A 20366-nucleotide genomic window follows, 5' to 3' on the forward strand; every position below is an offset into this window, starting at 1 on the left:
TCGGGCGAAAGAATGCTCACATTAACTTAGCATATATGGCATCCCGTGCAGGCCTTACGCCGCATCAGGCCCGAGGGAAAGCCAGTCACATATCGACAGCGGCGGATTGACCCATGAGCACATTGAGCTTTGTTCTGAATGGCACGGCGGTGGAGGTTGCGGACCAGCCCCCGACGCGCACCCTATTGGACTGGCTGCGCGAGGACCGCGGCTTGCACGGCACCAAAGAGGGCTGCAACGAGGGCGACTGCGGCGCCTGCACGGTGATGGTCTCTGATAAGCGCGGCACGCGGGCGGTCAATGCCTGCATCCTGTTCCTGCCGCAACTGCACGGCAAGTCTGTGCATACCGTCGAGGGGCTGCGCGCGCCGGACGGGGCTTTGCATCCGGTGCAGGAAGAGATGATCACCCATCACGGCAGCCAATGCGGCTTTTGCACGCCCGGTTTCATCGTCTCGATGGCCACCGGTCATCTTAATGGGGTCAGCGATCATGACACCCATCTGGCGGGCAACCTGTGCCGCTGCACCGGCTATGCGCCGATCATCCGCGCTGCCGAGGCTACGGCGGCAAAACCGGTGCCCGATTGGCTGATCTCGGGCACAAGCCGCGACTTCATCTTGCCCGAAATACTCAATTCCCCCGATCTCGCCCTGCCGCGAAGCTCGGATGAACTTGCTGCATGGTATGACGCAAACCCGGACGGGTTGCTGATTGCCGGTGCCACCGATGTTGGGCTTTGGGTGACCAAACAGCTGCGCGATCTGGGACCGGTGGCCTTTGTCACCGGCGCCGTGGACCTGCAAGAGATCACCGTCACTGAGGACAGCATCCGCATCGGAGCGGCCGCCACACTGGCCGAGATCATGCCCGCGATTGCCCCCTATCATCCCGATTTCGCCGAGATGATCCGCCGCTACGGTTCGGCGCAGGTGCGCGCGGCGGCGACGCTGGGAGGGAATGTCGCCAATGGCTCGCCTATCGGGGACGGCCCGCCCGCGCTGATTGCGCTGAATGCGACGCTGAATCTGCGCAAAGGCGATGCGCGGCGCGAAATGCCGATTGAAGAGTTTTTCATCGACTACGGCAAACAGGACCGCGAAAAGGGCGAGTTCGTCGAATTCATCACCATCCCGCGCCAGACTGACCGGCTGAAATGCTTTAAAATTTCGAAGCGTTTCGATCAGGATATCTCGGCGGTTTGCGGCTGTTTCAATATTATTGTCGAGGATGGCGTGGTCACCGAGGCCCGCATCGCCTTTGGCGGTATGGCCGGCACGCCCAAACGCGCCAGCGCGGTGGAGGCGGCGCTGACCGGCCAACCGTGGACGCAAGACACCGTGGCCGCCGCCCTGCCCGCTTTTGCCCAGGACTATACACCGCTGAGCGATATGCGCGCCTCGGCGGCCTACCGTCTGACCATCGCGCAGAACTTATTGGTGCGGTATATCCTTGAGGATCAAGGGTTTGACACCCGTGTGCTGGAGGTCGAAGCATGAGCGTCCATAAACCCCTGCCGCATGACGCAGCCCCCCTGCATGTCACTGGCACCGCGCGTTATGTCGATGATATTCCGACGCCCAGTGGCACGCTGCATCTGGTCTTTGGCCTCTCCGAAGTTGCCGCTGGCAGCATTGACGCGATGGATCTGGAAGCGGTGCGTGCCGCCGAAGGCGTGGTCGCGGTGCTGACCGGTGAGGACATCGGCCATGTCGATTGTAGCCCGTCCAATCACGACGAGCCGCTACTGGCGCTTGGCGAGGTGCATTACGTCGGCCAGCCGGTCTTTCTGGTGATTGCCAAGACCCATCTCGCCGCCCGCAAGGCGGCGCGGTTGGGCAAGATCACCTATAGCGAGCGCCCTGCCCTCCTGAGCATCGAGGACGCGCTGGCCGCGGACAGCCGCTTTGAGGAAGGCCCGCGGATCTGGGCGCGCGGTGACGCCGGGGCGGCGATCTCAGGCGCGGCGCATCAGATCGAGGGCCGCATCGAGATGGGCGGGCAAGAGCATTTCTACCTTGAGGGTCAGGCCGCTCTGGTCACCCCGCAGGAATGCGGCGATATGCATGTGGTCTCTTCGACCCAGCACCCGACCGAGATCCAGCACAAGGTGGCCGAGGCTTTGGGCGTGCCGATGCATGCGGTGCGGGTCGAGACGCGGCGCATGGGTGGCGGTTTTGGCGGCAAGGAAAGTCAGGGCAATCATCTGGCGATTGCCTGCGCGCTGGCTGCGCGGCTGACCGGCAAATCCTGCAAAATGCGCTATGACCGCGACGACGATATGGTGATCACCGGCAAACGCCATGATTTCCGCGTCGATTACCGCGTCGGTTTTGATGCCGAGGGCCGCGTTGAGGGGATCGAGTTCACCCATTACACCCGCTGCGGCTGGGCGATGGACCTGTCGCTGCCGGTGGCAGATCGGGCGATGTTGCATGCCGATAACGCCTATTTCCTGCCCGATGTACGCATCGAGAGCCACCGGTTGCGCACCAATATGTGCTCGGCCACCGCTTACCGGGGCTTTGGCGGGCCGCAGGGCATGCTGGGCATCGAGCGGGTGATGGATCACATCGCGCATACGCTGGGCCGCGAGGCTTTGGAAGTGCGCAAGGTGAATTACTACCGCGCCAAAGCCGCGCAACCCTCGGGCGCGGGCACGGCGAAACGCTTTGGCGGCGCGCATAGCCCCGCCGCGCCTGCCGATGATGGCCCGCAGACCACGCCTTACGGGCAGGTGGTCGAAGATTTCATCCTGCATGAGATGACCGAGAGGCTGGAGGCGACCTCGGATTACGCCGCCCGCCGCGCCGCGGTGGACGCGTGGAACGCTCAGAACCCGATCCTCAAGAAAGGTCTGGCACTGACGCCGGTGAAATTCGGCATCAGCTTTACCCTGACCCATCTCAATCAGGCGGGCGCTTTGGTGCATGTCTATCAAGATGGCTCGGTGCATCTGAACCACGGCGGCACCGAGATGGGGCAAGGTCTGTTCCAGAAGGTCGCGCAGGTCGCGGCGAGCGTCTTCGGGCTGGATCCGGTGATGGTCAAGATCACCGCCACCGACACCGCCAAAGTGCCCAACACCTCGGCCACCGCGGCCTCTTCGGGCTCGGATCTCAACGGGATGGCGGTGCAGGCCGCCTGTGTCACCATCCGTGACCGGATCGCGGCGCTCTTGGCCGAGACCCATCAGGCCGACCCCAAGGATGTTGAGTTCAAGGACGGGCGGGTGATTGTTGGCGACGACGAATTCAGCTTCGCCGAGGCCGCCAATCTGGCCTATATGGCGCGGGTCAGCCTGTCCTCGACGGGTTTCTACGCGACGCCCAAGGTCGCATGGGACCGGCTGAAGGGCGACGGCAACCCGTTCTTCTATTTCGCTTACGGCGCCTCGGTTTCCGAGGTGGTGATCGACACGCTGACCGGCGAGAACCGCATTCTGCGCGCCGATATCCTGCATGACGTGGGCAGCAGCCTCAATCCGGCGCTCGATATCGGGCAGATCGAGGGCGGCTATGTGCAGGGCGCGGGCTGGCTGACCACCGAGGAACTGGTCTGGGACGATAAGGGACGGCTGCGCACCCATGCGCCCTCGACCTATAAAATCCCCGCCTGCGGCGACCGGCCACGGATTTTCAACGTCGAGCTGTTTGATCGCGCCAACCCCGAGGATACGATCCACCGCTCAAAGGCCGTCGGTGAGCCGCCATTCATGCATGGCAATTCGGTGCTGATGGCGCTTTCGGATGCGGTGCAGGCCTGCGGCGATGGCTCGCTTTATGCCGATCTGAACGCGCCTGCCACCGCCGAATGCATCCTGATGGCGGTCAACCGGCAGCGAGGCGTCGATGTTTGACCGCGCCACCATCGCGCAGGCACTGCAAGGGCGCGATGCGGTCGTGCGGGTGGTGATCTGCAGCTACCAAGGCTCGTCCCCGCGTGAGGCGGGGGCGGCGATGCTGGTCTTTGCCGAGGGGCAGACCGGCACCATCGGCGGCGGCGCGCTGGAGTATGACGCCAGTCTGAAGGCGCGCGCGATGCTGACGGGCGGCGATTTGCCCCGCGTTGAGCGCGTCGCATTGGGCCCCAATCTGGGGCAATGTTGCGGCGGTGCGGTGACGCTGGCCTACGAGCGGTTTGACGCGAATTCTTTGGCCATGTTGCCCGAGGACGGGCTCTATGCCCGCCCCGTGGCCGCTGATGCGCCCGAAGAGATGCCGCTACCAATCCGCCGTGCGATGAAAACCGCGCGCGGCCAAGGCGTGATGGCGCCGCGGTATTTGCAAGGCTGGCTGGCGGAACCTGTGGCGCCACCGCAGCGGCAGCTCTGGGTCTGGGGCGCGGGCCATGTCGGGCGGGCAATCGTGCATACCATTAACCCCTTGCCCAATGTCGCAATCACCTGGCTGGACACCGCGCGCAACCGCTTCCCTGAGGTGATCCCCGAGGGCGTGACCGCGCGCATCGCGGATAATCCCGCCGATCTGGTGCCCGAGGCGCCTGCGCAGGCCGAGCATCTGATCCTGACCTATAGCCACGCGCTTGATCTCGATCTGTGCCACCGGCTGCTGACCCATGGATTCGGCTTTTGCGGGTTGATCGGCTCGGCTTCGAAATGGGCGCGGTTTCGCAGCCGCTTGACAGCGCTGGGTCATCCGCCTGAGAAGGTTGGAGAAATCACCTGCCCGATCGGGGACCCGTCTTTCGGCAAACACCCGAATGCCATCGCCATTTCCGTCGCCGCTGCGTTTCTCTCGCGGGCGGAGCCTGTCCAGAAAAGAGAACGCGCATGATGACAACGCCACTTTTGTCCTTACAGGGGCTGACCAAGGAATACCCCGGAGTCGTCGCCAATAGCGATGTGACGTTCGACATTGGCGAGGGTGAGGTGCACGCGCTTCTGGGCGAGAATGGCGCCGGCAAATCAACGCTGGTCAAGATGATCTACGGGCTGGTGCGGCCCAATGCGGGCACGATGAGGTGGCGCGGTGAGGCCTATGAGCCGCATGCGCCCGCGCAGGCCCGCGCCAGTGGCGTGGCGATGGTGTTCCAGCATTTCAGCCTGTTTGACGCGATGGACGTGGCGGAGAATGTGGCGCTGGGGATGGACAACCCGCCGCCGATCCGCGAATTGGCCGCCAAGATCACCGAAGTGTCGAACAACTACGGGCTGCCGCTCGACCCTGACCGGATGGTCGGCGATCTTTCGGCTGGTGAGCGCCAGCGGGTCGAGATTATCCGCTGCCTGCTGCAAGACCCGCAACTGTTGATCATGGACGAGCCGACCTCGGTGCTGACCCCGCAAGAGGTCGATATCCTGTTTCGCACCCTCCGCCAGCTGCGCGCCGAGGGGAAATCGATCCTCTATATCTCGCATAAACTCGAGGAAATCCGCGCGCTTTGCGAGAATGCCACGGTGCTGCGGCTGGGCAAAGTCGTCGGCAAGGCCGATCCGCGGCAGGAAAGCGCGCGCTCGCTGGCCGAGATGATGGTCGGGCAGGTGCTGCACCAACCCTCGCGTGAGGCGGCGGCGCCGGGCAAGACATTGCTTGAAGTCACCAACCTGTCGCTGCCGCCGCAATCGGCCTTTGGCACCTCGCTCAAAGAGATCAATATCACCGTGCGGGCCGGCGAAATCCTCGGCATTGGCGGGGTTGCGGGCAACGGGCAGGATGAACTCTTGGGCGCGCTATCGGGCGAGATGCGCAGTGCCCGTGAGGCGGTGCGTATGGCGGGTGAGCCGGTCGGCCATATCGGCCCCACCGCGCGCCGTGCCTTGGGGCTGCTTTGCGCCCCCGAAGAGCGGCTTGGCCATGCCGCCGCCCCCGATATGAGCCTGAGCGAAAACGCCCTCTTGACCGGCGCCTACCGCGAGAGGTTGGTCAAGCGCGGCTTTGTGAATTGGGGCAAGACCCGCAAATTTGCCGAACGCGTCATCGAGACTTTCGACGTGCGCACACCCGGCGCGCATGTGGCGGCGCGGGCGCTTTCGGGCGGGAACTTGCAGAAATTCGTCATTGGCCGCGAGATCATGCAGCGCCCCTCGGTTTTGGTGGTCAACCAGCCGACATGGGGCGTCGATGCCTCGGCGGCGGCGGCGATCCGGCAGGCCCTTCTGGATCTGGCGGCAGCCGGAGCGGCGGTGGTGGTGATCAGCCAGGACCTTGATGAAATCCTTGAAGTCGCGGATAGTTTCGCGGCTTTGAACGCCGGAAGATTAAGCGCACCGCGACCTGTGCAGGGCTTGACGATGGACCAGATCGGCCTGTTGCTGGGTGGCGCAGAAGGAGACAGCGATGCTGCGGCTTGAAAAGCGCCCCAATCCCTCGCAATTTTGGAATTACGCCACGCCGGTGGTTGCGGTTCTGCTGACCATGGTCGCCGGTGGCATCCTGTTCTGGGTGCTCGGCAAGAACCCTTTCGAGGCGATCAAGCTGATCTTCTGGGACCCGCTGTTTTCCGAGCAATTCGCCGCCTATTCGCGCCCGCAACTCTTGATCAAAGCGGGCCCGCTGATCCTGATTGCGGTCGGGCTGGCGATCGGCTTTCGCGCCGGTATCTGGAACATCGGCGCCGAAGGCCAATATATCATCGGCGCGCTCTGTGCCGCGCAGATGGCGCTGTGGTTCTACCCCGCCGAGCTGTGGATCGTGTTCCCGCTGATGATCCTTGCGGGGGCCTTTGGCGGCTGGCTCTGGGCGATGATCCCTGCGGTGCTGAAGACGCGGTTCAACACCAATGAAATCCTTGTCTCGCTGCTTCTGGTCTATGTCGCCGAGAAAATTCTCGCCGCCGCCGCCACCGGCTTTATGCGCAACCCCGAAGGCTCGGGCTTTCCCGGATCGCGCAATATTTTCAACTACAGCGCGGCATCCAATCAGGAATTGATTGCCAATTCCGGCCTGCATTGGGGTGTGGTTGCAGCGTTCATCGCGGTGATTTTCGCCTATGTGCTTCTGCACCGGCATCTTCTGGGCTTTCATGTGCAGCTTGCCGGTCAAGCACCGCGCGCGGCCAAATTCGCCGGTGTCGCGCCGGCGCGTCTGGTGCTCTTGTGCCTTGGCATCTCGGGGTTGATGGCGGGGCTTGCGGGGATGTTCGAGGTTGCCGGCCCTGCCCGTCTGATCACCATTGATTTCAACTCGGGCTACGGGTTCACCGCGATTATCGTGGCGTTTCTGGGCCGGTTGCACCCCATCGGCATTGTGCTGGCAGGGCTGTTGCTGGCGCTGACCTATATCGGCGGGGAATTGGCGCAATTCATGCTCAACCTGCCCTCAGCGGCGATTCAGGTGTTTCAGGGCATGCTGTTGTTCTTCCTTTTGGCGCTGGATGTCCTGTCGAATTACCGCCTGCGCCTGATGCGCCCGGCGCCGGTCACAGCGCCCGCGCCCAAACCCAGCACGGAGAGTGTCTGATGGACCTGAGCTCAATCAATCCGGTCGTGTTGATCGCCTCATTGATGGTGGCGGCGACACCGATCCTGCTGGCCGCCATCGGCGAATTGGTGGTCGAGAAATCCGGCGTGCTGAACCTTGGCGTCGAAGGGATGATGATCGTCGGTGCGGTCTCGGGATTTGCCATCGCGGTGACCACGCAGAACCCCTATCTGGGGATGCTGGCGGCGATTGTCGCCGGTGCGCTGGTGGCGCTGATCTTTGCCGCGCTGACGCAACTCTTGATGGCCAATCAGGTGGCCTCGGGTCTGGCATTAACGCTGTTTGGCCTCGGGTTCTCGGCGCTGGTCGGGCAGAACTATGTGGGCATCGTGCCGCCGCGCACACCCAAGCTGGACTTTGGTCCACTAACTGATCTGCCGGTGGTCGGGCGGATCATCTTTGGCCATGATATTCTGGTCTATATCTCGCTCCTGATCGTCGCCGCGACGTGGTTCTGGCTCAACAAAACCCAAGGCGGGCGGGTGTTGCGCGCGGTTGGCGAGAATCACGATAGCGCCCATGCGCTGGGCTATAAGGTCACCCGCGTGCGGATTCTGGCAATCATGTTCGGCGGTGCCTGCGCCGGTCTGGGCGGCGCCTATCTCAGCCTTGTGCGGGTGCCCAGCTGGACCGAGGGCATGACCGCAGGCGCGGGCTGGATCGCGCTGGCGCTGGTGGTGTTTGCCTCATGGCGGCCATGGCGGGTGCTGGCCGGTGCCTATCTTTTCGGTGGAATCATGGTGTTACAGCTGAACCTTCAGGCCGCGGGTTTCCGGATTCCGGTGGAATACCTGTCGATGTCGCCGTATCTGATCACTATTGTCGTTCTCGTCATAATGTCGTCAAGTCGAGGACGCAGATCCATGGCCGCGCCCGGCTCTTTGGGTCGGTCGTTCCACGCCGCCGGGTGATCTGGCAGCACTTTAAGGGCACAACGCCCGTTCAACTGGGAGAGTCTCAATGAAACGCAGAACCCTACTTACCTCCTCGGCCATGGCGCTCGGCCTTGCCGCGACCATGGGCACCGCCGCGCTGGCGCAGGATGAGCCGCTGAAGGTCGGCTTTATCTATGTCGGACCGGTCGGCGACTTCGGCTGGACCACCGCGCATGACGTCGGCCGTCTGGCCGCGGTCGAGCATTTCGGCGACTCGCTGGAGACGGTCTTTGTCGAAAGCGTGCCGGAAGGCGCGGATTCGGGCCGCGTGATGACCCAGATGGCGCTCTCGGGTGCGGATATGATCTTCGCGACCTCCTTTGGCTATGGCCCCGAGATCAACGCCGTCGCGCAGCGCTTCCCCGACATCGCTTTCGAGCATGCCACCGGCTACCTGCAGGAAGCGCCGAATGTCTCGCTCTATAACGCGCGTTTCTACGAGGGCCGCGCGGTCATCGGCCATATTGCGGCACGGATGACGGAATCGAATGTGGTGGGCTATATCGCCTCCTTCCCGATCCCCGAAGTGATCATGGGCATCAACGCCGCCTATCTGGCTGCCAAGGCCGCCAATCCCGACATCGAGTTCCGCGTGGTCTGGGCCTATACGTGGTTTGACCCCGCGCAAGAGGCCGCCGCCGCCGAAGCGCTGATCGAACAGGGCGCTGACATCATCATGCAGCACACCGATTCGACCGCGCCCCTGACCGTGGCACAAGAGCATGGTGCGCTGGCCTTTGGTCAGGCCTCGGATATGTCCTCCTTTGCCCCCGATGTGCATCTGACCGCGATCGAGGACAATTGGGCGCCCTATTACATCCGCCGCATCCAAGAGCGGATGGATGGCACCTGGGAGGCCGACAACGTCTGGCTCGGCATTCCTGATGGCGAAGTGGTGCTCTCGCCGTTCAACGACCGTATTCCTGCGGATGTGCAGGAAGAAGCCAACGCGATGATCGCGGCGATCACCGATGGCTCCTTCCACCCGTTCACCGGCCCGATCAACCGTCAGGACGGTTCGACATGGCTGGCCGAGGGTGAAACCGCGCCGGATGGTGACCTCTTGGGCATGGATTTCTATGTCGAAGGCATGACCGGCGAAATCCCGAACTGATCGGAGCGTTAGTCTAATTCGAAGGGCGGTCCGTGTTGCGGGCCGCCCTTTTCTGTGGCGTCGTAACGCTATGTCGTTGTTCGAACCGCCCTGCCCGTGGCCCCCACGGGCCGCGCCCGACCCTCCCCCCGGGAGGGCGCACTCGCGAAGTCATTCACTGCTCGAACCCCATCAATGCTTGTAAGCGCTGCCCGTTGCGGAGACGGAACAAGCGCCCAGCCAGGGTCGGGCGCTGCCCTCATCGCTTTGCGTCGAGCGATGCGGTGATCGGAACGAGGCGAAAACGGCGGGGCAGCAGTCCGAGGCACCGATGCCTGCCTGTGCCTACCCCGCCAGCCCGTCCCAGATTTCCAGCGCGCGGCCTGCGTTCATCACCACTGGCCCGCCGCCCATCTGGATCGACATTGCCAGCACATCACAGAATTCCTCTCGCGTGCCGCCCAGTTTCTGCAGCAAATCCGCGTGATAGCCGACGCAATCATCGCAGCCCTGCACCACGGCGATGCCGAGGGCGATATATTCCTTTTCCTTATTGCTCAGCGCCTCCGCGGCTTTCACCGCCGCGCTGACCCCGCCAAAGGCTTTCATCGTTGGTTTCACCGCTTGGATCAACGCCCGCGAGCGGTCCTTGGTGCGTTCGAGATCGGCTTTCGCGCCCATAATATTCCCTTTCATGAATGTCTCATGCAAGGGATCGCACAGCCGCGCGGCGCGGGCTTTGATTCAGGTCAAGCCGAGAGCGGGCGCCGCGCCAGTAGCATCAGATTATCCGCGGGCATCTCGATGAGTTCAATGGTTTGGAGACCGGCGCTGCGCAGGCGCTCTTGCACCCACTCGATATCCTTATAGCCGATCGCGGGATCCTGCGCGCGCAAGGAGGCATCAAAGGCGCGGTCGCCCTCGCTGACCAGCGCGCCACCGCGTTTGAATGGACCGTAAAGACAAAACACCCCCTCGGGCGCCAGCGCCTGCGCGACCTCCTCCAGCAAAGTCTCGGCCTCGGGGGTGGAAATCAGATGCAGCAGATTGGTCAGATGGATCGAGGTCAACGCCCGGTGATCGCGCCGCCATGCCTGCGCCCAACCCGTTTTGCAGGCGTCGAGAACCTGCGGCGGCAGGATATTCGCCTGCCCTTCGCACCACGCCGCAATTGAGCCGAGGTTTGCCGGATTACCGTCACTCGGCTGCCAGCGAATATGCGGAAACCGTTCCCCGAAGGCGGCGATATGCTGGCCGGTGCCGCTAGCGATCTCGAGCGCGGCGCCGCTGTCGGGCAATGCCTCGGCCAGAACCGCGAGGATCGGCGCCAGATTGCGCTCGGCCGAGGGGGCGTTGCGGCGTCCCTCGGCAATAAGCGCGGCGCTGTCCGGTAGCTGAAGTTTGCGCATTTCGCCCTGCCCTGATGATCCCGCGACGTTACCTCTCGCCAATTCCTTAAGGGTGTCAGAGGATGCAGACCAGCACAAGGAGGGCGGCGCATTGCAGATCATATTGGGGGGCGTGGCCGCCGTGGCGGCGCTGGTCTATTGGTTGCGATATGCGGGAGCCGAGACGCCCTCACCCGCCGCCTCCTGCGTCAAAACCCTGAGCACCGCAGCGCTGGCGCTGCTGGGCTGGTGGCTGAATGCGCCGCTTTTGGTGGTGATCGGGCTGGCCTTCGGATCGCTCGGCGATCTGGCACTATCGCGCGCCGGAGACCGCGCGTTTCTCGCCGGTATGCTGGCCTTCGCTGTGGGCCATCTGGCCTATGTGATTGAATTCGCGCGGCTTCTCGCGGCGGGCGACCCGCAGGTCGGCTCGGTGTTCTGGGTGACCGTGGCGGCAATGGCCCTGCTCGTGCCGTTGACCCTGCTGTGGATCGCGCCAAAAGCGGGTGGTCTCGCCTGGCCGGTGCGCGCCTATGCTCTGATCATCGGCGCGATGGCGCTGGCGGCCAGCCTCCTGCCGCATTCCTCGGGGCTTTGGCTGCTGCAAATCGGCGTCGCGGCGTTTCTCGCGTCGGATTTCATCCTCGCGCTGGGGAAATTCATCGCCACACATCCGCGCACACGGCTGCTCGCGGCGCGCAGTCTCTGGCCACTATATTGGGGCGGTCAAGCGCTGATCCTCTGGGGCGCGGTGCTCTGACCTAGGCGGTTTGCAGGACCGTATCGCAATGGAAATCCACGATCTCCTGAATTTCCGCGCGCGAGGCGCTGGTCGGATCGATCTCCCATAGCGCACGCAGCCGTGCCAGCAACAGGCGCACGGTGTCGACGGGGGCGGAAGCCTCGGGCAATTGCCAGCGGCCATGGACCGGATAGCCGGAGAGCGCGGGTAAATCCTCGGCTGCGACCTCGCCCAAGGTGATCACGATATCCATCACCGGCGCGTCGGGGCCGGTGAAGAGATCGAGCGATTTCGACCACAACACGCCGGCTTGAAACCCCTGTTCCTCAAGCATCGCAAGCACCTCGGGGTCAGGCTCGGAGGCCGCATGAAGCCCCGCCGAGAAGACCTCGAACCGCTCACCCGCAAGGGTGCGAAAGGCGGCTTCGGCCATCAGACTGGCGGTGGAGTTCTGATGGTCAACAAACAGCAAATTGCGGATGCGTGGCCCGGCAGCGGACAATTCAGGCAGCCCGCGCCCCTGACACAGATCGCCAATCCATGCCGTGTTGAAACCAGCCAATGCCTCGGGCACGATGGAATACAACAGCGAGGTGCCGCGCCGCTCTTGCGCGATCAGACCGGTCTCGACCAGTTGCGCAAGATAGCCCGAAAGCGTGCTGGGTTTGAGCCCGAGCCGCGCGCCAATCGCTCCTGCGGCCACCGGCGCGGGATGCTGGCGGACCAGCAAATGCATGATCTGCAGGCGTTGCGGATGCGCGAGGGCCGCGAAAACGGGCACGAGATTATGTTCCATCATAAGCGAAATACTGCACTGCAGAATGCATGGCAAGATTTTTCTGCATCGCAGCAATCGCAAACTGCTGCCGATCCCGCCACTGTGGCAATTGCTTGACGCGCCAATCGTGTTAGCCTGCGCCAAACAAAGGGAGATCCGCATGTCACGCACCGCAACGCAATCCATCGGCGACGCCGAAGTGGTCATCCTGACCGACGGCGGCCTTGATTTCGGCACCGAGCTATTTCCCGGCACCAGTGAGGCGCATATCGCCGAACTGCTGACTGCGCAGGCGGCCAATGCGATCGCCACGAATTTCAACGCGGTGCTGATCCGCACTGCGCGCAACACCATCCTTTGCGACGCCGGTCCGCGTGACCTGTTTGGCCCCACCTGCGGTTTTCTGCCCGACGCGCTGCGCGAAGCGGTGGCGGCGCCCGGCGATATCGACACGCTCTATGCCACGCATTTACACCCCGATCATATCGCCGGGATGATCACCCCGGAGGGCGCGGCGGTGTTTCCCAATGCCGAACTGGTGGTCAGCGAGGCTGAGCACGCCTTCTGGAGCGACGCCGCAAATACCGACAACCTGCCCGAGCCGATGCCCGATTGGGGTGCTTTGGCGCGGGCGGTTCTGGCGGCTTATGCCGACCGGCTGCGGATAGTCTCGGGCGGTGGCGAGATCGCGGCGGGGCTGCATATCCTGCCGCTCGCGGGTCATACGCCGGGGCATGGCGGCTGGCGGCTGGAGAGCGGGCGCGCGCAATTGCTGCATACCGGCGACATTATCCACGCCCCTGTCCTGCAGGCCGCCGATCCGAATATCGCGATTGCCTTTGACATGGACGCCGACACCGCGCGCGAGACGCGCAAACGGCTGCTCGATGAATTGGCCAGCGACGGGGCGCTGTTCACCGGCGGGCATTTCCTGCATCCGGCATTTCATCAGGCGGTGCGCGACGGGGATGGCTACCGGTTGGAGCGCCCGTAACTGCGCCAGACATGCGAAACGCCCGGGGGTAAGCCGGGCGTTTTGAGTATTTTTGGCAAGATGAAGCCGCAGGGTGCTCTGCGATCCGGGTTGGTCAGCCGCGAATGGCTTCGAGCATGCGCAGGACGTTGTCGGGGTTGGCGTCGGGGGTGATACCGTGGCCGAGATTGAAAATATGCGGCCCGCCCGAGAATGCCTTGACGATGCGTTTGGTCTCGGTGATCAATTCCGGCCCGCCCTCAACCATGTGACGCGGCGCCAGATTGCCCTGCACGCAGCCGTCTTTTTGCACGTTTTCTGCGGCCCAAGAGGCGCTGACCGAATTGTCGAGTGCCACGCAATCGGCGCCGGTGGCTTTGGCGAAACCGATATAGCGGTCACCGGCCTCGCGCGGGAAGGCGATGATCGGCGTCTGCGGGTGGCGGGCCTTGAGTGCGGAGATGATCGCGGCGGTGGGCTTGAGGGCGAAATCGTCGAAATCCTGCCCCTTGAGGCTGCCGGCCCAGCTGTCGAAAATCTTTATCACTTCGGCGCCAGCCTTGATCTGCGCCGAGAGATATTCGATTGTCGCCTCGGTCAGCCGGTCGATCAACATCGCAAAGCCTTCGCGGTCCGAAGCGATGAACGCATGCGCGGGGCCTTGATCCGGCGTGCCGCGGCCAGCGGTCATATAGGTCGCCACGGTCCAGGGCGCGCCGGCAAAGCCGATCAGCGTGGTCGGCGCGGGCAGCTCGCGGGTGAGGATCTTGATCGTCTCATAGATCGGCGAGAGTGTCTCATGCACATCACCCGCGGGGCGCAATGCGGCGACGCCGCTGCGGTCGGTGATCGTGGAGAGACGAGGCCCCTCGCCCTCGGCAAACCAGAGTTTCGCACCAAGCGCCTGACAGATCAGCAGAATATCGGCAAAGAGGATCGCCGCATCGAAATCAAACCGGCGCAGCGGCTGCAGGGTGACTTCGGCGGCCAGTTCGGGGTTGTAGCACAGCGACAGGAAGTCTCCGGCCTGCGCGCGGGTCGCCTTATACTCGGGCAGATAGCGCCCCGCCTGCCGCATCATCCACGCAGGTGGCACTGGCAGGGTCTCGCCTGCGAGAGCACGCAGAATGGTCTTTTGGGGGGCGGTCTGGGTCACGGGAACACTCCTTATAACGTCGCCTGTCGATGGGCTGCAGGGGCTGCGATGTCAAGCCGCGCCGCCCGAGCCGCGACATGATGCCCGTGTGGAGGCGGTCGGCGGGGCCGTACGCGTGTTCTGCAATACGCCCTGCAATTGGCGCGGGCCGATAGACGCGCGGGCAGCGCTGGTTTATACCAAGTGCTGGCTTGTCATTGCTGGGTGGCTCTTTTGGCACAACATTTCGCCCCTTGGCGCCTCTCGGTGGCGCCGATGATGGATTGGACCGATTCGAATTGTCGCCAGTTTCACCGGCGGCTGTCGCGGCATGCGCTCCTTTATACCGAGATGGTGACCTCGGCGGCGCTGGTGCGCGGCGGGGCGCGGCATTTGCTGGAATTTGATCCGGTTGAGCAGCCGGTGGCCTTGCAACTCGGTGGCTCGGATCCGGTGGAACTGGCGCAGGCGGCGCGGATGGGGGCCGAGGAAGGCTACGGCGAGATCAACCTGAATGTCGGCTGCCCTTCGGACCGGGTGCAATCGGGGAGTTTCGGCGCGGTGCTGATGAAATCACCCGGGTTGGTCGGCGAATGTCTGGCGGCGATGAAAGCAGCGCAGGGAGCTGAAGTCACGTTGAAATGCCGCATCGGGGTGGATGATCAGGACCCCGAGGAGGCATTGCCAGCGGTTTTGGAGGCGGCACAGAATGCGGGGATCACGCGGGTCAGCGTGCATGCGCGCAAAGCTTGGCTGCAGGGGCTCTCGCCCAAGGAAAACCGCGACATCCCGCCGCTGGATTACGCGCTGGTCGAGCGGATGTTAACCGAATTTCCGGCCCTCACCATCTGCCTGAACGGCGGGATCGCCACGCTGGACGAGGCCGAGGCGCTGTTGGCGCGCGGATTTGCCGGTGTGATGCTGGGGCGCGCCGCTTATCACCAGCCGACGGCGGTTCTTGCGGCGGCGGACCGGCGGATTTTTGGCAGCAGTGCGCCCGATGCCGATCCGGTGCAGGTGGCCTACGAGATGCTGCCGGTGATCGAAGCGCATCTGCAGCGTGGCGGCCGGTTGATCGGCATCACACGGCATCTGCTGGGGCTGTTTGCCGGACAGACCGGCGCGCGGGCCTGGCGCCGGGCGCTTTCGGAAATGCCCAATGGCACGCTGGCGGATCTCGAGGAGCTGCTGGACGGCGTGCAACAGCGGAGCGCCGCGTGATGCGCGCGGTCGGGCGCCTTGGACCCTATGCAACTGCCGGAATTCTTGGCATTTTTGCGCTGGGTGCCTGCACGCCGACCGGACAGGTGCAGCGGCTCGAGGTGGCCAGCGGCGCAACCGCGCCGGTGACCAGCTACGCGCCCGGAACGCCGCGCCCGCTGCCCGCCAGCCGCCCCAATGCCGAGATGGTGACTGATTTCATCGAGCTGGGGTTTGCCATGGAAAGCGGGCGCGAAATCCCGCAGTTCTCGCGGTTTGAAGGGCCGGTGCAGGTGATCACACGCGGGCCGGTGCCGGCTCAGGCACTGGCGGATCTGGACCGGCTGCTGGCCCGTTTGCGCGGTGAAGCGGGGATCGAGATCAACCGCGCCGCGCCCGCAGCCACTTTGGTTAACGCCTCATTCAACGCCTCCGATGTGCCGCAAAACCTGATCGCCGTTGAATTCCTGCCGCGCCGACAGATGCAAGCGGTGGTGCCGAATGCGGCCTGTTTTGTCGTGCCGAATGTCAGCAATTGGTCGGATTTTGTCGCCAACCGGCGCAGTTCGGCGATCGACTGGACACGGGTGGTGTCCCGCACGCAGGCGGCGGTTTTCGTGCCCAGTGACACCACGCCGCAGGAAATCCGCGACTGTCTGCATGAGGAAATCGGCCAAGCGCTCGGCCCGCTCAACGATCTGTTCCGCCTTGCCGACAGCGTGTTCAATGATGACAATTTCCAGACCACGCTGACCGGTTTTGACATGCTGCTGCTGCGCGTCTGGTATGCGCCGGAATTGCGCTCGGGGATGAGCAAAGCCGAGGTGCAGGCGCGGTTGCCGACGCTGTTCAACCGGCTCAATCCAAGCGGTCGCCGCCCCTCGAATGTCGATCCCGGCCCCACGCCGCGGGTCTGGCAGCAGGCGGTGGAACAGGCGCTGGCCTCGGACGGCGGGCTGGTGGAACGGCGCGCCGGTGCCACGCGGGCGCTGTCATTGGCGCGCGCGCAGGGCTGGCGCGACAACCGGCTGGCGCTGAGCCTGATGTTGAATGCCCGTTTGGCGCCCCGCGATCAGGGTGAGGCGGCGCTGGATGCGCTCTTGGCCGCCGCCGAACTCTATCGCCGCGCGCCGGGTGGCGAGGTGCATGCGGCGCATATCGACATGCATCTGGCGGTGCAGGCGCTGGCCACCGGTCAGGCCGAGATGGTGCTGGACCTCACCGCTCGCGCCCTGCCCGCCGCCGAACGCAGTGAAAACGCCGCTTTCATCGCCTCTCTGGGCTTTTTGCGCGCCGAAGCGCTGAGCCTGATCGGCCGCACCAATGAGGCCGAGCGGCTGAGGGTCGACTCCTTTCCAGCCGCGCGATATGGCTTTGGCACCGAGGCCGCCGCGCGCGCCCGGATGGATGAAATCGCCCGGATCGGGACCGCCGCCCAACGGCTTGCGCGTCTGTAAACCGGCCAGTTTGAGGCACTTATGATCATCATCGCAGGTCTGGTAATCGGCGCCATTTGGGGCGTGATCTATACCCGCCGACGCAATGGCAACCGCTTCGATATCGCCCAATATGCCGCTGTCTGGGCGCTGATCGGCGCTTTGCTCGGTGTCTTCCTGACCCTTGGAATTGAACGGCTTTTGTAATGTTTCGCCCCTTCCTCGAACAGCTGCGCCATCACGGTGTGCCGGTCACGGTGCGCGAGTATCTGGGCTTTCTGGAAGCGATGGATGCGGGGCTGGCGCGCTTCGATCCCGAGGGGTTTTACTATCTCGCCCGCACCACGATGGTGAAGGACGAAAAGCACATCGACCGCTTTGATCAGGCGTTCTCGGCGACGTTCAAAGGGCTGGATCAGATCACCCCCGAGGCGGTGGTGCAGGCGATGGATCTGCCCGCCGAATGGCTGGAGAAACTGGCCGAGAAACACATGAGCGAAGAAGACCGCGCGCAGATCGAGGCGATGGGCGGGTTTGAAAAGCTGATGGAGACACTGAAAAAGCGGCTTGAGGAGCAAAAGGACCGCCATCAGGGCGGCAGCAAATGGATCGGCACCGCTGGCACCAGCCCGTTCGGCGCCTACGGCTATAACCCCGAAGGCGTGCGCATCGGCCAAAAAGAGGGCCGTCACGGGCGCGCCGTTAAGGTCTGGGACAAGCGCGAGTTTCGCAATCTGGACGACACCGTAGAATTGGGCACGCGCAACATTAAGGTCGCGCTCAAACGGCTGCGCAACTGGGCGCGCGACGGGGCGCATCAGGAGCTGGACCTCGACGGCACCATCCGCGCCACCGCCGAACAGGGCTGGCTGGATGTGAAAACCCGACCCGAGCGGCACAACGCGGTGAAAGTGCTGCTGTTTTTCGACATCGGCGGCTCGATGGACCCCTATGTGCAGGTGGTCGAGGAATTGTTCAGCGCCGCGCGCGTCGAGTTCAAGCATCTCGAGCATTTCTATTTTCACAACTGTCTTTACGAATTCCTCTGGCGCGACAACGCGCGGCGCTGGGACGCGCGGACCCCGACTTGGGAGATCCTGCGCACCTATGGCTCTGATTATAAGTGCATTTTCGTCGGTGACGCGAATATGTCGCCCTATGAGGTCGCCTATGTCGGCGGTGCCAATGAGCATTGGAACGAAGAGAGCGGCGCGACCTGGTTAACCCGCGCGCGCGAACATTGGCCCGATACCCTCTGGATCAACCCGACGCCCGAGCACTACTGGCAGCATTCGCATTCAACGCGGATGATATCGGAGATTTTCGAGGACCGGATGGTGCCGATGACGCTGGACGGGTTGACCAAAGGCATGCGGATGCTCGGTCGCTAGCCTGTGGCAAGATGCTGCACTGCTTTGCCGCTTTCTGCGGTTGCAAATCAGTCTGGAATCATTCTAGAACGTGCCGCGATGCAGCTGAAAATGCTTGCTAAATTTTGCACTATCGAGAGAGAGACCATGCACACAGGCTATAAACTTCCCGCCGTGACCTTCCAGACCCGCATCCGCGACGAGAGCATCGAGGGGCCGAACCCGTTCCGTTGGGAAAGCAAGTCCACCGAAGATTATTTCGCTGGCAAGCGCGTGGTTCTGTTCTCGCTGCCCGGCGCCTTCACCCCGACCTGCTCGACCTACCAGCTGCCCGGATTCGAGAACGGCTTTGCGGATTTCAAAGCCCAGGGCATCGACGCGATCTATTGCATGTCGGTTAATGACGCCTTTGTGATGAACAAATGGGCGCAGGACCAGAAGCTGCAAAACGTGCAGGTGATCCCCGATGGCTCGGGCGAATTCACCCGCCGTCTCGGCATGCTGGTGCGCAAGGACAATCTGGGCTTCGGGTTGCGCTCGTGGCGCTATGCCGCAGTGATCAACAACGGTGTTGTCGAAGCATGGTTCGAAGAGCCGGGCCTCTGCGACAACCACGGCGAAGACCCCTACGGCGTTTCCTCGCCCGAGACCGTGTTGAACTGGCTGAACGACGCCAATCGCGAGCAAGCCGCCTGAGCGACAGCTTTGCATCTGCAGCAGAATTCGGGCCGCCCTTTGATCAAGGGGCGGCCCTTTCTCATTGCGTCCGCAATCACAGCCATGCGCCGCAGACATGGAGCCACGGCGGCAGGTTTCTTGCCACTTGCGCAGCGGGGGTCTATTGTGCAGGCAGATTTCTATCAAGGGAACGACCCGATGCGCGACCTCAAACTGCCAGACCAACGCCATCCCGAAAAAGCGCATCGTCCCGATCAGGCTGTGCAGCCGAAGAAACCCTCGTGGATCAGGGTCCGCGCGCCCGGTGGTGAGGGCTATAACCAGACGCGGCGCATCATGCGTGACAACAATCTGACCACGGTTTGCGAAGAGGCCGGCTGCCCGAATGTGGGCGAATGCTGGAGCCAGGGCCACGCGACGATGATGATCATGGGCGAGGTCTGCACCCGCGCCTGCTCGTTTTGCAACGTGGCGACCGGCAAGCCCGACGCGCTTGACGCGTTCGAACCCGGCCGTGTGGCGCATGCGGTGGCCACGCTGGGGCTCAACCATGTGGTGATCACCTCGGTTGACCGCGACGATGTGGCGGACGGCGGGGCCGAGCATTTCGCCCAGACGATCCGCGCCGTGCGCCACCGTGCGCCGGATACCACGATTGAAATTCTGACCCCCGATTTCCTGCGCTGCGACGATTCGGCGTTGGAAACCGTGGTTGCGGCGCGGCCGGATGTGTTTAACCACAATCTGGAAACCGTGCCCGGCCTCTATCCGAGCGTGCGGCCCGGGGCGCGGTATTTCCACTCCTTGCGTCTATTGCAGCGGGTTAAGGAACTTGATCCCGGGATGTTCACCAAATCCGGCATCATGGTCGGTCTGGGCGAGGACCGGCAGTCGGTATCGCAGGTGATGGATGATATGCGCGCGGCGGATATCGATTTCCTGACCATCGGCCAATATCTGCAGCCGACGCCCAAGCATCACCATGTCGATCGCTTCGTCACCCCTGAGGAATTCGCCGCCTATGAGAAGGCTGCTTATGGCAAGGGGTTCTTGATGGTTTCGGCGACGCCGCTGACGCGCTCTTCGTATCACGCGGGGGATGATTTCGCCCGTCTGCGCAGCGCCCGCGAGGCGCATCTGGGCCGCGCGTAATCCGTTGAGAATTGAGGCATTGCCGCTTTCAAAGCATCGGCAAT

At 63.4% G+C, this 20366-nt stretch carries 19 protein-coding genes; 15 read left to right on the forward strand and 4 right to left on the reverse strand.

Going from position 1 to position 20366, the window contains the following annotated elements; all coding sequences use genetic code 11:
- Positions 1-113 precede the first annotated feature (113 nt).
- From xdhA to DDE20_RS00210, 7 genes are read left to right on the forward strand one after another with little or no spacing between them, the layout of a single operon-like run.
- Positions 114-1499 (forward strand): xanthine dehydrogenase small subunit, encoded by a 1386-nt coding sequence (gene xdhA, locus DDE20_RS00180; RefSeq protein ID WP_116556444.1) that lies wholly within the window; start codon positions 114-116, stop codon positions 1497-1499.
- A complete protein-coding gene (gene xdhB / locus DDE20_RS00185; RefSeq protein ID WP_116556445.1) occupies positions 1496-3859 on the forward strand; it encodes a xanthine dehydrogenase molybdopterin binding subunit in 2364 nt (787 codons plus the stop codon). The genes xdhA and xdhB overlap by 4 nt, the downstream gene beginning before the upstream one ends.
- Complete coding sequence (xdhC, locus tag DDE20_RS00190; RefSeq protein WP_116556446.1) at positions 3852-4796, forward strand: xanthine dehydrogenase accessory protein XdhC; 945 nt, start codon at positions 3852-3854, stop codon at positions 4794-4796. The genes xdhB and xdhC overlap by 8 nt, the downstream gene beginning before the upstream one ends.
- On the forward strand, positions 4796-6313 hold the full coding sequence (locus DDE20_RS00195; protein ID WP_116557180.1) for an ABC transporter ATP-binding protein: 1518 nt from the start codon (positions 4796-4798) through the stop codon (positions 6311-6313). The genes xdhC and DDE20_RS00195 overlap by 1 nt, the downstream gene beginning before the upstream one ends.
- A complete protein-coding gene (locus DDE20_RS00200; protein WP_116556447.1) occupies positions 6300-7421 on the forward strand; it encodes an ABC transporter permease in 1122 nt (373 codons plus the stop codon). Before DDE20_RS00195 ends, DDE20_RS00200 begins: the two co-directional genes overlap by 14 nt.
- The gene (locus DDE20_RS00205; RefSeq protein ID WP_116556448.1) at positions 7421-8353 is read left to right on the forward strand and encodes an ABC transporter permease; all 933 of its coding nucleotides are present in this window, start codon (positions 7421-7423) and stop codon (positions 8351-8353) included. The genes DDE20_RS00200 and DDE20_RS00205 overlap by 1 nt, the downstream gene beginning before the upstream one ends.
- A gap of 49 nt (positions 8354-8402) precedes the next feature.
- Positions 8403-9491 carry a BMP family ABC transporter substrate-binding protein gene (locus DDE20_RS00210; RefSeq protein WP_116556449.1) on the forward strand — a complete coding sequence of 363 codons (1089 nt, stop codon included), beginning with the start codon at positions 8403-8405 and terminating at the stop codon, positions 9489-9491.
- A gap of 324 nt (positions 9492-9815) precedes the next feature.
- Here DDE20_RS00210 and DDE20_RS00215 read toward each other — a convergent pair whose 3' ends face one another.
- Together DDE20_RS00215 and DDE20_RS00220 are read right to left on the reverse strand one after the other, a co-directional pair.
- Positions 9816-10166, reverse strand: a complete 351-nt coding sequence (locus tag DDE20_RS00215; RefSeq protein ID WP_240607786.1) for a carboxymuconolactone decarboxylase family protein — start codon at positions 10164-10166, stop codon at positions 9816-9818.
- A gap of 53 nt (positions 10167-10219) precedes the next feature.
- Positions 10220-10879, reverse strand: coding sequence for a DUF938 domain-containing protein (locus DDE20_RS00220; protein ID WP_116556450.1), 660 nt, complete (start codon positions 10877-10879; stop codon positions 10220-10222).
- 91 nt (positions 10880-10970) lie between these two features.
- Here DDE20_RS00220 and DDE20_RS00225 point away from each other — a divergent pair, with 91 nt between their 5' ends.
- On the forward strand, positions 10971-11618 hold the full coding sequence (locus tag DDE20_RS00225) for a lysoplasmalogenase family protein (protein WP_165814370.1): 648 nt from the start codon (positions 10971-10973) through the stop codon (positions 11616-11618).
- A gap of 1 nt (position 11619) precedes the next feature.
- Here DDE20_RS00225 and DDE20_RS18935 read toward each other — a convergent pair whose 3' ends face one another.
- On the reverse strand, positions 11620-12399 hold the full coding sequence (locus DDE20_RS18935) for a metalloregulator ArsR/SmtB family transcription factor (protein ID WP_165814371.1): 780 nt from the start codon (positions 12397-12399) through the stop codon (positions 11620-11622).
- 139 nt (positions 12400-12538) lie between these two features.
- Here DDE20_RS18935 and DDE20_RS00235 point away from each other — a divergent pair, with 139 nt between their 5' ends.
- Positions 12539-13372 carry an MBL fold metallo-hydrolase gene (locus tag DDE20_RS00235; RefSeq protein ID WP_165814372.1) on the forward strand — a complete coding sequence of 278 codons (834 nt, stop codon included), beginning with the start codon at positions 12539-12541 and terminating at the stop codon, positions 13370-13372.
- Positions 13373-13466: 94 nt separating this feature from the next.
- On the opposite strand, the gene hemE is transcribed toward DDE20_RS00235, so the two are convergent.
- A complete protein-coding gene (hemE, locus tag DDE20_RS00240) occupies positions 13467-14507 on the reverse strand; it encodes a uroporphyrinogen decarboxylase (protein WP_116556453.1) in 1041 nt (346 codons plus the stop codon).
- 213 nt (positions 14508-14720) lie between these two features.
- Here hemE and dusA point away from each other — a divergent pair, with 213 nt between their 5' ends.
- The 6 genes from dusA (at position 14721) to lipA (ending at position 20322) form a co-directional block, all read left to right on the forward strand.
- On the forward strand, positions 14721-15707 hold the full coding sequence (dusA, locus tag DDE20_RS00245) for a tRNA dihydrouridine(20/20a) synthase DusA (RefSeq protein ID WP_276308514.1): 987 nt from the start codon (positions 14721-14723) through the stop codon (positions 15705-15707).
- Positions 15707-17143: a DUF2927 domain-containing protein gene (locus DDE20_RS00250; RefSeq protein ID WP_240607834.1), complete on the forward strand. Its 1437-nt coding sequence runs from the start codon at positions 15707-15709 to the stop codon at positions 17141-17143. Before dusA ends, DDE20_RS00250 begins: the two co-directional genes overlap by 1 nt.
- Before the next feature lie 21 nt (positions 17144-17164).
- Positions 17165-17329: a hypothetical protein gene (locus tag DDE20_RS18940; protein WP_165814373.1), complete on the forward strand. Its 165-nt coding sequence runs from the start codon at positions 17165-17167 to the stop codon at positions 17327-17329.
- Positions 17329-18513: a vWA domain-containing protein gene (locus tag DDE20_RS00255; protein WP_116556454.1), complete on the forward strand. Its 1185-nt coding sequence runs from the start codon at positions 17329-17331 to the stop codon at positions 18511-18513. Before DDE20_RS18940 ends, DDE20_RS00255 begins: the two co-directional genes overlap by 1 nt.
- A 126-nt stretch (positions 18514-18639) precedes the next feature.
- The gene (locus DDE20_RS00260) at positions 18640-19188 is read left to right on the forward strand and encodes a peroxiredoxin (protein ID WP_116557185.1); all 549 of its coding nucleotides are present in this window, start codon (positions 18640-18642) and stop codon (positions 19186-19188) included.
- Positions 19189-19272: 84 nt separating this feature from the next.
- Positions 19273-20322 carry a lipoyl synthase gene (lipA, locus tag DDE20_RS00265; protein WP_116557186.1) on the forward strand — a complete coding sequence of 350 codons (1050 nt, stop codon included), beginning with the start codon at positions 19273-19275 and terminating at the stop codon, positions 20320-20322.
- Positions 20323-20366 lie beyond the last annotated feature (44 nt).

This window comes from Pararhodobacter oceanensis (assembly GCF_003076755.1).
Taxonomy (GTDB): domain Bacteria; phylum Pseudomonadota; class Alphaproteobacteria; order Rhodobacterales; family Rhodobacteraceae; genus Pararhodobacter; species Pararhodobacter oceanensis.

Excerpts from the sequence above, each read along its gene's own strand:
- xdhB (WP_116556445.1), top strand. The coding sequence starts at position 1,496 with ATGAGCGTCCATAAACCCCTGCCGCATGACGCAGCCCCCCTGCATGTC.
- DDE20_RS00200 (WP_116556447.1), top strand. The coding sequence starts at position 6,300 with ATGCTGCGGCTTGAAAAGCGCCCCAATCCCTCGCAATTTTGGAATTAC.
- DDE20_RS00250 (WP_240607834.1), top strand. The coding sequence starts at position 15,707 with ATGCGCGCGGTCGGGCGCCTTGGACCCTATGCAACTGCCGGAATTCTT.
- DDE20_RS00235 (WP_165814372.1), top strand. The coding sequence starts at position 12,539 with ATGTCACGCACCGCAACGCAATCCATCGGCGACGCCGAAGTGGTCATC.
- DDE20_RS00195 (WP_116557180.1), top strand. The coding sequence starts at position 4,796 with ATGACAACGCCACTTTTGTCCTTACAGGGGCTGACCAAGGAATACCCC.
- DDE20_RS00215 (WP_240607786.1), bottom strand. The coding sequence starts at position 10,166 with ATGAAAGGGAATATTATGGGCGCGAAAGCCGATCTCGAACGCACCAAG.
- xdhC (WP_116556446.1), top strand. The coding sequence starts at position 3,852 with ATGTTTGACCGCGCCACCATCGCGCAGGCACTGCAAGGGCGCGATGCG.
- DDE20_RS00220 (WP_116556450.1), bottom strand. The coding sequence starts at position 10,879 with ATGCGCAAACTTCAGCTACCGGACAGCGCCGCGCTTATTGCCGAGGGA.
- DDE20_RS00255 (WP_116556454.1), top strand. The coding sequence starts at position 17,329 with ATGTTTCGCCCCTTCCTCGAACAGCTGCGCCATCACGGTGTGCCGGTC.
- DDE20_RS00210 (WP_116556449.1), top strand. The coding sequence starts at position 8,403 with ATGAAACGCAGAACCCTACTTACCTCCTCGGCCATGGCGCTCGGCCTT.
- xdhA (WP_116556444.1), top strand. The coding sequence starts at position 114 with ATGAGCACATTGAGCTTTGTTCTGAATGGCACGGCGGTGGAGGTTGCG.
- DDE20_RS18935 (WP_165814371.1), bottom strand. The coding sequence starts at position 12,399 with ATGATGGAACATAATCTCGTGCCCGTTTTCGCGGCCCTCGCGCATCCG.
- DDE20_RS18940 (WP_165814373.1), top strand. The coding sequence starts at position 17,165 with ATGATCATCATCGCAGGTCTGGTAATCGGCGCCATTTGGGGCGTGATC.
- DDE20_RS00260 (WP_116557185.1), top strand. The coding sequence starts at position 18,640 with ATGCACACAGGCTATAAACTTCCCGCCGTGACCTTCCAGACCCGCATC.
- lipA (WP_116557186.1), top strand. The coding sequence starts at position 19,273 with ATGCGCCGCAGACATGGAGCCACGGCGGCAGGTTTCTTGCCACTTGCG.
- DDE20_RS00205 (WP_116556448.1), top strand. The coding sequence starts at position 7,421 with ATGGACCTGAGCTCAATCAATCCGGTCGTGTTGATCGCCTCATTGATG.